General features: G+C 50.9%; 10 protein-coding genes. 6 read left to right on the top strand and 4 right to left on the bottom strand.

The window, feature by feature from the left end; genetic code table 11:
- Positions 1-58: 58 nt before the first annotated feature.
- A complete protein-coding gene (locus EOE65_RS03820; protein WP_206052596.1) occupies positions 59-1939 on the bottom strand; it encodes a PhoX family protein in 1881 nt (626 codons plus the stop codon).
- A gap of 292 nt (positions 1940-2231) precedes the next feature.
- Here EOE65_RS03820 and sbcD point away from each other — a divergent pair, with 292 nt between their 5' ends.
- Positions 2232-3650: an exonuclease subunit SbcD gene (gene sbcD / locus EOE65_RS03825; protein ID WP_240656902.1), complete on the top strand. Its 1419-nt coding sequence runs from the start codon at positions 2232-2234 to the stop codon at positions 3648-3650.
- Positions 3647-4363, top strand: coding sequence for an AAA family ATPase (locus EOE65_RS03830; protein ID WP_127692963.1), 717 nt, complete (start codon positions 3647-3649; stop codon positions 4361-4363). Before sbcD ends, EOE65_RS03830 begins: the two co-directional genes overlap by 4 nt.
- Positions 4364-4507: 144 nt before the next feature.
- On the opposite strand, the gene EOE65_RS18290 is transcribed toward EOE65_RS03830, so the two are convergent.
- Positions 4508-4642: a hypothetical protein gene (locus EOE65_RS18290; protein WP_276317496.1), complete on the bottom strand. Its 135-nt coding sequence runs from the start codon at positions 4640-4642 to the stop codon at positions 4508-4510.
- A gap of 39 nt (positions 4643-4681) precedes the next feature.
- On the opposite strand from EOE65_RS18290, the gene EOE65_RS03835 reads away from it, so the two are divergent.
- Positions 4682-7345 carry an SbcC/MukB-like Walker B domain-containing protein gene (locus EOE65_RS03835; protein WP_127692964.1) on the top strand — a complete coding sequence of 888 codons (2664 nt, stop codon included), beginning with the start codon at positions 4682-4684 and terminating at the stop codon, positions 7343-7345.
- 120 nt (positions 7346-7465) lie between these two features.
- Here EOE65_RS03835 and EOE65_RS03840 read toward each other — a convergent pair whose 3' ends face one another.
- Entirely contained in the window at positions 7466-7924 is a 459-nt protein-coding gene (locus EOE65_RS03840) for an Lrp/AsnC family transcriptional regulator (protein WP_127692965.1), read from the bottom strand.
- Positions 7925-8064: 140 nt separating this feature from the next.
- Here EOE65_RS03840 and EOE65_RS03845 point away from each other — a divergent pair, with 140 nt between their 5' ends.
- Positions 8065-9126, top strand: a complete 1062-nt coding sequence (locus EOE65_RS03845; protein ID WP_127692966.1) for a PLP-dependent cysteine synthase family protein — start codon at positions 8065-8067, stop codon at positions 9124-9126.
- Between the two features lie 80 nt (positions 9127-9206).
- On the opposite strand, the gene EOE65_RS03850 is transcribed toward EOE65_RS03845, so the two are convergent.
- On the bottom strand, positions 9207-9953 hold the full coding sequence (locus tag EOE65_RS03850; protein ID WP_206052597.1) for a DUF1294 domain-containing protein: 747 nt from the start codon (positions 9951-9953) through the stop codon (positions 9207-9209).
- A 194-nt stretch (positions 9954-10147) separates the two neighbouring features.
- Between EOE65_RS03850 and EOE65_RS18185 the strand changes: the two genes are divergently transcribed.
- Complete coding sequence (locus EOE65_RS18185; RefSeq protein ID WP_240656915.1) at positions 10148-11374, top strand: helix-turn-helix domain-containing protein; 1227 nt, start codon at positions 10148-10150, stop codon at positions 11372-11374.
- A 96-nt stretch (positions 11375-11470) separates the two neighbouring features.
- Positions 11471-12940, top strand: coding sequence for a S41 family peptidase (locus EOE65_RS03860; protein WP_127692968.1), 1470 nt, complete (start codon positions 11471-11473; stop codon positions 12938-12940).
- The last annotated feature ends 35 nt before the right edge of the window (positions 12941-12975 follow it).

Raw genomic sequence — 12975 nt, forward strand, 5'->3', positions numbered from 1 at the left:
CGGATAACGCAGAAAAGGGGAGCACAGTGTGCTCCCCTTCGGTAACGTCAGGTCGGGCTTATTCAGCTTTCGCTGGGAAAGGACCTACGTAACCTGTGTAAGCACGGTTCTCACCGTTGCCAGTATCTTTGTCTGAATCAGACTCACCATATGGGTGTTGAACAACACTCGTTAGGTAACCCCAACCGTTGATGTTCGGGTACCAGTAAGGAGATGTCGTTTCAGAGCCGTAAGGTGTTGTTTGAATGCGTGTTAGCGCTTGGGTACCGAAATCATACGCCCAGATCACGTCATTCTGGTGACCAGAACCTGTATCTTCGCCGATGATTAGGATATCCCAACCAGACATGTAAGTGACGTTATCTGGGTTAGAGATGCCGTCGATGTGACACTTGTTGTTGTCAGCGTAGTCCGCACTGTTTGCAACAATAGGGTTTTGTACGCCGTCACCGTAGCTATCTGTTGCTGGTACACCGGCTACCAAAGCAGACATGTTTTTCGCAACATAAGATGAGCCGATCGTTGCGTCAGACGCTACATCTAGCTGGTAAACTGCGCCACAGCGGTTAAAGCCTTCCAGTTGAATGTGGTTAGGGCCGCCTAGGTCGTAGCTGCTGCTATCTGCGCCATTCTTTTTGAAGCTCTCAAAGCCACGTGCGACTTCAGACATCGCGAGGTACAGCTTGCTGCGTGTTGGGTCGAAGGTAATACCTTCTTCTTTACGTAGCTCAGTTGTTGCACCCATCATGGCAGCGTAGCGGCGTGTTTCCATGCGTGAAGCGGCTTTTTCCATGCCCGGCTTAACTTGCAGACATTCTTGGCCGTTGCCACCTGCGTTGATAGAGGTGAAACCATCTGGGCAGCTGTTATCTTCGTTAGCATCCGCTGTCGCGAAAATGTCAGTAAACGCGAGTTGGTTAGCGCCTTCAATGTAGTCAGACAGCTCAGCGCTTGTAGCGTGGCCAAGGTCGATCCAGTCAAGGTCTGCAGCGCCTACGCCTGTCGATGCTGTTTGGTTCCACTTCATGGCGTACAGCGTACCAGCGGATAGGTCACCTGCTTTATCTGCAACAAACATATACAGACCTACGTTGGTGCCATCGTCAGTCATGTAAACGGTTTTTTCATCTGGCATCACGTACGATAGCTCAAACGCCAAGCGGCCCATCGCGTAGTGCTTTTTAGAGGTTGCTGTTGGTGCCGCACCGCTATCTGCTTGTACATCAACTTCAATGTTCCAACCCACTTGGTATGGGTTCCATTGAGACTCGTCGCCGTTGAAGTAGTCAAGGAAACCTGCCGCATAGCGGTCAGCTGCAGCATCAGCACCGGTGACTAGGCTACGAGCATTCGGCTCGTACTCTTCAGATGCTAGGTGTGTGCTCCAAGGCGTAACAGAACCAGCGCAGTGAACCCAACCACCGTTGACGCCAGATTGGTCGATCTGCCACGCATCTTTTACGCTAAGCTCACCGTTTTCTGTGTTTTGGTTCAGTTCCATCAAGAACATAGCACCTGGGCGGCTCTCAAACTGAGAAACCGAGAATAGGCGCTCACCACGTGGCAGCAAGGATGTGAATTCGTTGGAGTTCGCAATGCTTGGAGAACCATCTTCCTTAGAAAGTGGGTTACCCTGCTTATCAACCAACTGGCCAAATACTGCATGGTCAAATGTGTCACCAGAACGAGCAAAGACGTTGTACTCAAGGTCTAGTGGCATTGAATCTGAGCCAGTGGTGATCGTCGCATCTGACGCCAGAATCGCACGCTTCTCGGCGTCAGTGACCGGCGCTTTAACACCTGCAAACGCGATTGTCGCATCCTTTGGCAATAGCTTGTTTGTGTCTGTATCTGTTGAGTTTGAAGAGCTGTTGCAGCCCGCAATTGTCAATGCAACCGCAGAACCGATCGCAACAGTTAGTAGCTTCTTTTTCATCATGGTTCTTCCATGCAGGAGGTTAAAATTGGTTATAAGGTTCCCACGCGGCGCATTATGGAAAGTTAAGATGAAAGTTAGATGACGTGAATGTTTCACTTTGGAAAAGAAAGACTTGCGAACGAAACTCGAAGTGCTTTTTCGCTAAGCGAGGGAATATACTCAGCATAGATGTGAGAGGTAGCTGATTTTGGCGTGTTCCTAAACGCACACTGAAGATCCGTCTATCGAACGCGGAAATCTGGTATGGTAGACAGCCTCTATACGCGGCAACTGATAGGTCTCTGCAAATTTTATGATGCGAATCCTGCACACCTCCGATTGGCACTTAGGACAACACTTCTTCACTAAAAATCGTGCCCAAGAGCACCGCCAGTTTATCGATTGGTTGGTCAACTTAGTCGAGCAAAACCAGATCAATGCAGTTGTGATTGCGGGTGATCTATTTGATACCGGCACACCGCCTAGCTATGCGCGTGAAATCTATTATGACTGCGTGGCTAAGCTGAACAACTGCGGCTGTCAGTTGGTGGTTTTAGCAGGCAATCACGATTCGGTGGCGATGCTGAATGAGTCAAAAGGCGTGCTGGGATACCTCAATACCCATGTGGTGGCCGCGCCTGATGAAACGCCAGATCAACAAATCATTCCTTTATATAACAAAGATCAAACCGTGGGGGCGCTGCTCTGTGCGATACCTTTTTTACGGCCCCGCGATGTGATGAGCAGCCAAGCTGATCTTTCCGCTACAGAAAAAAACCAAGCACTAGGGCAGGCGATCGCTGCGCATTACCAAGCGATCTACACGGCGGCGTGTCGGCAGCGGGATCAATTAGGTAAGGCTGTGCCCATTATCGCCACCGGCCACCTAACGGCGCTGGGTGTTAAAACCAGCGATGCCGTGCGCGATGTTTATATCGGCACACTCGAAGCGTTTCCCTCTTCTGAATTTCCACCGGCGGATTACATCGCACTCGGCCATATCCATCGGCCGCAAAAGGTGGCGGGCACCGAGCATATCCGCTACTGCGGCTCGCCAATACCACTGGCGTTTGATGAGCTAAAAAGCACCAAGCAAGTGGTACAAGTGACGTTTTCAGAACGTGAGTCCATCGCGATTGAGCCGATTAACGTCCCGCGCTTTCAGCCGATGGCAACAGTGCGCGGTAACCTTGAAAGTCTGCCCGCCCAACTCAAAGAGGCCAGCAGTGAGGGCTCTGAAGCGTTGCCAGTTTGGCTCTGTATTGAAGTGAGCAGTGATCAGTATGTCAGCGATTTACAGCAACGTATCGAAACGATGATCGAAGGTCTCCCGCTTGAGATTCTGCAAGTAAAGCGCCTGAGTAACACGACTCGTGCAGGGATACAGCAGGAAGAGAACGAGACCCTCGCAGAACTGAGCCCCTTTGATGTGTTTGCACGGCGTTTGGCGTTAGAACCTGAGCTTGTAGGCACATCTCTTGAAACGGAGCTAACCGCGCGCTTCGAACAGGTTGTTGAGGCGGTGCAGGAGGAGACGGGGATTGTCGTCACGCGTCCCACCAAAAAGCCTGCTGAGCCTTTGGTTGCAGAGCTTGAAGGTGATCTGTTCCCCTTGGCAGAGCTGCCCAGCGAGCCACCCACCAAGCCCAAACGACGTAGTAATAGCTTAAAACCTGCGGCGGATGAGAGCCAGAACCAAGTGGACTTGTTTGCTGAGGGAGATAACGCATGAAGATTTTGTCGTTACGTTTTAAAAACCTCAACAGTTTAAAGGGTGAGTGGAAGATCAACTTTGCGGCCGCCCCTTTTGTTGATAGCGGCCTGTTTGCGATCACAGGCCCGACCGGTGCCGGCAAAACCACCATCCTAGATGCGATCTGTTTAGCGCTTTATCACCGCACGCCAAGGATCGATACCATCTCGAAAACGAGTAACCAACTGATGACACGGGGCACCGCAGAGTCGTTGGCAGAAGTTGTATTCGAGATTAAACAACAGCGCTACCGTGCATTCTGGAGTCAGCGCCGCTCGCGTGATCGAGCAGACGGTAATTTACAAGAGGCAAAGGTCGAGCTAGCAAAGTTAGCGGGTGAGCAGGCAGAAGAGGGAGAAATTCTTGCCAGCCAAGTGAAGCGTAAAAACGAGCTGATTGAGTCGATCAGTGGGTTAGATTTTGCGCGCTTTACCAAATCGATGTTGCTCTCTCAGGGGCAGTTTGCTGCATTTCTTAATGCCTCGGCAAACGAGCGGGCTGAGCTGCTAGAAGAGCTCACCGGTACCGAGATCTACAGCTTAATCTCCGAAAAGGTGCACCAAACCCATAGCGAAACCAAAAACCAGCTAGCGCAATTAAATGCGCAGCTTGATGCGGTGGAGCTGCTCAGCGCTGAACAGCGCACCGAGCTAGAAGCCTCTCTCAATGCGCTGCATGAAAGGGAGAAATAGCTCAAGCAAACGGTTACTCAATTAGAGGCTCACCAGCACTGGTGGACTGAGCAGCAAAAGCTGGCGGCGCGTGCACAAGAGGCGCAGGCTAATCTAATAAAAGCACAAGAGCAGAGCCAACAGGCCAACACAACGCGCCAGCGCCTAGCGCTTGCCAAGCAGGCTGAGCCGCTTCGTGATGCTTTTAACACCCATCAAAAAGCGGATAGCGAGCTGCACCAAGCACAGCAACAAGCTCAGACGCTCAATACTCAACTGGCTGCGTGCGACCAGCAGCATCAAAACATTCAAACACAACTTCAGCAGGTGAGTGATGCTGTGAATCAGCAGCAGGCAGAGCAGCAAAAAACTGAGCAACTGATTCAAGAAAAGGTGCTGCCGCTGGATCATCAGTTTAGCCACTTAGCGAATCTGCAAGAGGAGCAGCGCGCAAGCGTTGCCGAGTTGCAAGATAGCGCCAATCAAAGTGCGTTAAAGGCAGCAGAAGTTACCCAGCAGGTGGTGCAAAAACGTGGTGAACTACAACAGCTAGAAACAGCTCAAGTGGCACTAGCCTACTGTGAAGCGCTACAGGCAAAGCTACCCAAAGCTCAAACGCTTGTGGAGCGCGCTCAAGACCGTAAACAATTATTGATTAATATAAACAATAACTTAAATGGTTTATCTAAAGCAGTTGAACATCATGACGAAGAGCTAAAACAAGTCACTGCTGGCGTCAAAACCGCTGAAGAAAACCAGCAGTCATTGCAGCAAAGCCATAATGATCTAAACACTCAGCTCACCACATTACTTGCCAATAAAACACTGGCACAGTGGGAGGCTGATTACCAAGCGCTGGTGGAACGCCATGCCCTGCTAGGAGCTTTACCGGATACTCAGCAGCGTTACCTGCAACAGGTAACAGAGCAGCATAACAACCAAACGAGCCACGTTGCGCTGCAGAACGAGCGCGAGCGTAACGAAGCCGAGCTAGAGGTGTTGCGTAAGCAGTTTAAAGAGAGCAGAGATCATCTTAGAGATTTAGACAAACTGCTGCAGCAAGAGCGCCATATCGCCAGCCTCGAAGCTGAACGGCGTAACCTGCAACCAGATACCGCTTGCCCGCTCTGTGGCTCAACTGAGCACCCGCTGGTGGAGCAATATCAAGCACTGGATACCGACAGCACGCAGCAGCGCCGCGATGCTATGCAGCAGCAATGTGATGCGATTCACGCGCAATCACAGCCGCTGACGGCCAAGAAGGAGGCGCTTCAAGAGCGGTCTAAACACTTGGCTGAGCAGCAGAACCGCATCAGCCAAGAGATCGCTACGCTGGAGCAAGCATGGCAGACGTCGATGGTGCAGCTCGATGAGGTGCTGGCTATCACGGATACCGCAGCGCTTGCACAAGCGTTGGAGGTGGCTAGCACGGCCCGCCAAACCCAGCGGCAGCAAATTGAGCAGATCCGAGCACTCAACATGCAGCTACACGCTGCAAATACCGAGCTTACGAGCGCTACGGCGGCAATGAACCAGTTACACGCCGACTATAAACTGCTAGCTGGTAAGCTTGCCCAGAGCCAGCAGCAGTTAACGGATGAGCAAGCACAACAGGCTCAAGTGGCTCGTGAACTCACCGAGCTAGACACAGCACTGCACGAGCTGCTTGGTGAGATCGCACCCGGCTCAGAGCCGATCGAAACATGGCTTGCAGCGCAAGTAGAGGCCTGTGAGCGCTGGCAGCAAAACGGACAAAAAATCACTGACTTGCAGAGTAAAGTCGACGTTTTAGTGCGTGATGAGGAACATGCGAAAGCGCGCGAGAAAGAGCTGAATGCATCGCTCGATAAGGCGCGGTCATTACTACAGAACACTCAACGCGAGATCACAAAAAACCGCGAGCAGCGCCAACAGCTTTTCAGCGATGACTCGGTAGAGCAGGTGAGAGAGCGCTTGCAGGCAGCGCTACAAGCTATTGAAACACAAAAGAAACAGATACAAGAACAGGCCAATGAGCTGAATGCGCAACGTGCCAGCATTCAAGGTAAAGTGAGTGCAAAGGCAGAGCAGATAGCGCTACTTAGCGAGTCAGCCACCGAGGCTGCTGAGGTGTGGCAGCGTTTGCTGGCACAGAGCTTATTCGCTGATGATCAAGCCTTTCGAGCAGCGTTGCTTGATCATACCGAGCGTGATCAGCTCGAGAGTACACTTAAGCAGCTCAGCGATAGCCTGCAAATAGCGCAAGACCGGGTAGCGCAAGTCACCGCTGATACTCAGCAGCATGAGGCAACTGGCCATGCGAACCAGTATGCCGAGACCGAGCAGGCTGCGGTGTCGCAGGCACTGGCTGAGCATGAGGTACAGATGCGTGAGCTGCTGCTACAGATCGGCCAGCTTGATCGCCAGCTAAGCGATGACCGAAGCCGCCGAGAAAAGCAGCACACGTTACTCGCATCGCGTGATGCGCTTGCAAAAGAGGAAGACCTGCTGGGCCACCTCAATGGCATGATTGGCTCGAGTAAAGGAGATAAGTTCCGCCGCTTTGCACAGGGGTTAACACTCGATCATCTGGTTTATCTCGCCAACAAGCGTTTACAGCGCCTCCATGCACGCTACCAGTTAGAGCGTCGTGAGGGAGATTCGTTGGAGCTACGGGTGGTGGATACGTGGCAGGCTGATGCCGTGCGTGATACGCGCACGCTGTCGGGCGGTGAGAGCTTCTTGGTGAGCCTTGCATTGGCGTTGGCACTGTCGGATCTGGTATCCCAGAAAACGCGGATTGACTCGCTCTTTTTAGATGAGGGCTTCGGCACGCTCGATGCAGAAACGCTCGATACCGCGCTTGATGCACTCGATAACCTCAATGCATCGGGTAAAATGGTGGGTGTAATCAGCCATGTTGATGCGATGAAAGAGCGGATCCCTACGCAAATAGAGGTCACTAAAATGAGTGGACTAGGCGTGAGCCGCTTGGCAGATCAGTTTGCTATCGCAGCGGCTTAGCCGGTTGCTGTAACTCTTGGTTGCTATAACCATTGGTTTTATAGGCATATGGGAAACATCTAAATAAACATCGGCTGATGTTGTCTATAGAGGTAGCTACATGGAGGTAGCGCCCAACACTTACTTTAGCGGTAAGCGGGTGGTGTATTTTATCTCCTCCATCGCGAAGCTAGAGGTCACATCGGCCAGACCATCCACGGCGCTGATCAACTGCTTGTAGAAGTGATCAAAGGATTCGATATCACTGGTGGCAACGCGCAGCAGGTAATCCCACTCGCCAGCCATGCGGTAGCACTCCATAATCTCATCAAACTGCTGCAGCGTTTCGGCAAATTGTGTCAACCATTGAGCATCGTGGTGCTTCGTTTTGATGTGCACAAATACCGAGACACCCGCACCTAATTTGCGGCTATTGAGCAAGGCCACCCGAGCTTTAATATAGCCTTCGGTCTCTAACTTGCGGATGCGTTTCCAGCATGGGGTGGTGGAGAGGTTCACCTGTTCTGCAATATCGCTCACCGAGAGGGTACAATCCCGCTGCAAGAGATCAAGAATGCGCTTATCGATGCTATCGAGCATGTTTATTCTCTTATTGGTGTCTAAGTTGGAAAATCATTCTATAAATATTCCATTTTTTCTATCAGAAAGAAAACTAATTCTCCGGTAAAACCGCGACACTAAGCCTATTAGATCATGGGTATTGAAACAGGAGAGAGACGATGACAGATAGCAGTGCGCGTAGCTGGGTAGCATGGGCTGTGCAGCAGATTCAGGCCGATACGCAACGCTCAGCTGATACGCATCTGATTAAGCTCAATGTGCCAGAGTTGGCTGGAATCGATCTGTACCTGAAAGATGAGAGCACCCACCCAACTGGTAGCTTAAAACACCGGCTGGCCCGCTCACTATTTTTATATGCCCTGTGTAACGGGCACATCAAAGAGGGCACGACTGTGATAGAGGCGTCTTCTGGCAGTACTGCTGTATCAGAGGCGTACTTTGCTCGAATGCTGGGCCTGCCTTTTATCGCGGTGATGCCGCGCAAAACTGCTCAGTCTAAGATTGCACAGGTGGAGTTCTATGGCGGACGCTGCCATTTTGTCGACTGTCCAACGCAGATGCATGCTGAGTCGATTGCGCTGGCTAAGCATACCCACGGTTACTTTATGGATCAGTTCCGCTTTGCAGAACGAGCTACCGACTGGCGGGGTAATAACAACATTGCTGAAAGTATCTTTCGGCAGATGCAGAACGAGCCGCACGCCATTCCCTCTGCTATTGTGATGAGCGCAGGCACCGGCGGCACTTCAGCAACACTAGGCCGTTATATCCGCTATAAAGGCTTTGCTACGCAGTTACATGTTGTGGACCCTGATAACTCAGTCTTCTTCGACGCATGGCGTAGCAAAGATCGATCGCTGACACTGGCGTGCGGTAGTAAAATCGAGGGAATTGGCCGCCCTCAGGTGGAAGCATCGTTTATGCCGGAGGTGATCGATCAAATGCACAAAGTCCCAGACGCTGCATCCATCGCAGCACTGCGTTGGTTAGAGCAGCAAACGGGGATTCGTGCCGGTGCATCAACCGGAACCAATCTGTGGGGCATGTTAACGCTGGCGATCAAGATGAGAGCGGCAAGACAGCAAGGTTCGCTAGTGACATTAATCTGTGATGGCGGGCAGCGTTATATGGATACTTATCATAATCCTGCATGGGTGGCCGAACAGTTCCCGCAGCTAGGTGATTATCAAGCACGCTTAAACAGCATGCTATTGAAATGATAACTTGCTAAAAGGTCAGTCATTTTGTGCAGCACGAGAGAGCACTGCACATCAATAGCTGCCAAAACGTTGGCGAGCATCTAAGCGAGTAGGCCCGCCAGTAAATGGCGACCCTGTTGGGTGAATAACCATGCAAACGCGGCGATATTGATGACCACCGTGGCCCAATATACTTGTCGAAATTCCCTTTTTGCGGACTTATGCCGAAGGGTTTGCTGCGCGTAATAAGCGCCTGGCCAGCCACCAATCAAACTCAGTAGGTGCAACTGGCTCTCTGGCGTGCGCCAGCCTCCTGCTTGCGCTGCTGATTTATCCTTCGCATAGAGCACAAAGGTCACCAAGCCCGTTGCAAGATAAAGGTATAAAACCTCAATCGGTATTAGCCTAAACAACACGGCACCGAGTAAGACACAATAGAAAACAGGTGCAATGGATGCCGCGAACTTACTTGGAGCACCGGTTTTGCTGCGCTTTTTAGGCGTGTTTAAACTGGCTTTTCTATCTGCGATGAGCATGGTGTTCACCGCTTTGAATTTACCTTTTGCGTCCTTCACTTGCTGATAGACGATTAGATCGCCCTCTATAGGTCTTCGCGAGCGCTTTTTGAAGGATTTGATATGGACAAAAGAGCGCTCTCCGCCGCCGTTAGGCTCGACGAAACCAAAGCCTTTGTCATCGTTCCAGTGGGTCAGTTTTCCCTGATATTTCAAGCTATCATCCTTGGTGTTTGGCCCAGTCGGGCGCGTGTTATGACGAGATAAAGTGGGGCGGCCTGTATCAGCTGCATTTCCAACAGCAGCCGCCCATAAAGCGTGATAGTTTAGCATATTCACCACTACGCTCACGCGCCCTTTGGTGTGATTCAGCGAAAGCGGGAGACGCGAGTGAACCATCCTCCTAAAAAAGGGAGATATCTGCGTACGCAAGTGGGGCTAGCAGAGCTGGTTGAAGCGTTTTATCATGGCTGCCGATAATGGATGTCACCTAAACCTTGGCCACTAACTAGAACTTTTATAACGTGATGGATCTTCTGCAATCAGCGCTTGCTGTGCTTTACATTATTGCTGCCAGCCAAGGTTTTTTCCTTACGCTACTGCTGTATCGTTCTAAGCTGGGTGATCACCAAGCCAACCGATATCTTTGCCTGCTAACGCTGCTTTTTAGCCTTGCATTAGTAGACTATGCTGCGGACACTGCGGGTCTTTCAGAGCAGTGGCCGGTCATCACAACCTTGTTGTGGCCGAAAGAGTTTTTCTATGGTCCGCTGATCTTCCTTTACTGCATTGAGCTAACGCGGCCCTCGCCGAGCCAACTTTCACGGCGGCAGCAGCTGCATTTTTTGCCTGGCTTGCTACATATCGTGGTGACATGGTCTTTGTTGGTGCTACCGCAGGACACACAACAGTTGATTATCGGGCTTGATCCTATCGTGTTTGATGGCAGTGCCAACTCGCACGGCCTGAGCTACAGCCAGTTAGTGATTGCGTGGTTATTGGATGACTTTGAAACCGTACTCGCATTCGCAAGTATTGCCATCTATCTTGGCCTGTCGATATGGCATTTAAAGCGGTACTCGATATCAATCTTGAACAACTATTCTGAGATAGAGCAGATCAACTTGAGTTGGTTAAAGCGTTTGCTGATCTCTTTGTTGACGATCTATCTACTGTATGTGGTGACTGAAACCTTGTTGAGAGGCTGGATGGAGCACGTGCTTGGCTTCTCTATGCTGTTGCTGATCTACCTGATGGGGTATCGAGGATTGCAGCAGCCTGAGATTTTTAAAGCGCGGAATCCATCAGAGCCAGTACCTGCGAGCAGCGATCTTCAGCCAGAGCCGACGGAAGAAACAACCCCAGCCATGGTTGTTGAATCTAAGTATGCAAAGTCGGCTGTTGATGCTGAGATGAGCGGGCAGTTGATCAGAGAGATAAGACAACAGGTTGAACAGCGGAAGCTCTACCTTGAGCCGCAGCTCACACTCACGGAGTTGGCTTATCTACTTAGCTTGCCTCCTCACTATGTTTCGCAGGCGATTAATGAACAAACCGGTAATAATTTTTTTGACTTCATTAACAGCTACCGAACCCAGGCGGCTCAAGCTTTGTTGTTAGACAAAGAGGCTGCGCTAACCGTGATTGAAGTTGCGATGGCCGCAGGGTTCAACTCCAAATCTGCCTTCTATACGGCGTTTAAGAAACATGCCGGTGTGACGCCAAGCCAGTATAAAAAAGAACACCTAAAATAGCCTTTTTGGGTGTCCTATCCTGCCGGATAAGACGACTAACTCACTGTAAGTAAAGATAATTTCGCCTTTAAACAAATAGCATGTTTGAGGCATGGAATGAACCTACTTACTCATATTGGCCGATCTGTTCTTATCGCGGGAGCGGTTGTTAGTTTGCTATCTGGATGCGGAGGCGGATCAAGTCATTCGGCGGATTCTGCCACGGGTTCGGGCAATCCACTTAACGGATTTTGGCAAGCGGTAGGGTATGGAAAAATCGCTTGGATCGACAATACCCATATCACTTTTTACGATTACACACAGGCTAGCTGCTTAGTGAACGAGCGGCTAGATGACGTTGACGAGGAGGACTTTGAACGCTTCTTTGATCTCGGTAGTGATGGTATTTTGGCGCTTATCGAAGACGGAACTCCCACGTTTCATGCACCGAGTTTGCGCTTTCAACCCATCGCAGGCTTACCTGAGCTCTGCAAAACGCCGTCTGTCCAAGCGGGTGAGGCGGGCTATCAGCAAGATTGGTTCTCAGATTATGAGATATTCTGGCAAACTTTCAGCGACTATTACCTCTCTTTCGAGCTAAAAGGTGTGGACTGGTACAGTGTCCGCCAACAAGCACTGACGAACTTGCAGGATTCCATGACGCAAGCTGCGTTTTTAGACGTGCTGTATCAATCGGTCCAGCCACTCAAGGACGGGCATATCGCCATTACCTCTTCTGATGGGCAAGAGGTGAGCTTTGAGAACAAGCCGAGCTTTATCAGCACCTTGGTGCAAGAGGCGATTACACAGTACAACATCGCCCAACCGCTTTCGGATGCGGACATCGAGACCATAAATACGTATGTGGGCGAACAACTTGAATTGAGTGCTGAAATCATCACCAGCTATGCCGAGAGCGAGGTTAAGTCCGCGGCCAATGGCAACATTAACTGGTTCAAGCAAGGCAATATTGGTTATCTAGAGATCAGCGGCATGCAGGATTTCGCCGCAGGAGATGAGTTTCCTGCCTCTGAGCTGGCCGCGATAGAGCAAGCGATGCAAACGGTGCTATCTGACATGAGCGACACCGCCGGCTTGATAGTCGATATCCGCAGCAACGTTGGCGGTAACGACTATGCGAGCATGAAGCTGTTCTCGTACTTTATCCAAAACGAGCAACTGATGTTCTCTAAGCAGGCGCGATTAGGTGCGAGCAAAACGGCCTTGAAAGAGGTGCGCGTTTTACCCGCCAACGTTACCTATCATCAACCTATTGTGCTGCTTACCAGCAACACCACCGCCAGTGCTGCCGAGGTGTTTACAGTAGGGATGCGCGCTTTACCGAACGTCACCCTGATAGGGGAAAGCACACAAGGGGAGTTCTCTGACGCCTTAGAAAAGCGTTTGCCCAGTGGCATCGTGTTTACGTTATCCAATGAATTTTACTACACCCCAGAAGGTGAGTGGTTAGAGCACCAAGGTGTAGCGGTGGATATTGAGGTGCCTTATCTTGATCGCGCGCAGCGCCAAGCTGAAGAGGATCTCGGAATCGAAACCGCCTACGCACTGCTTACAGGTCAGCTGTGATATAGGCTAAGCAGGTCAGCCGCCAATACGATACA

Origin of the sequence: Neptunomonas marina (assembly GCF_004005935.1) — a bacterium.
GTDB classification, from domain to species: domain Bacteria; phylum Pseudomonadota; class Gammaproteobacteria; order Pseudomonadales; family Balneatricaceae; genus Neptunomonas; species Neptunomonas marina.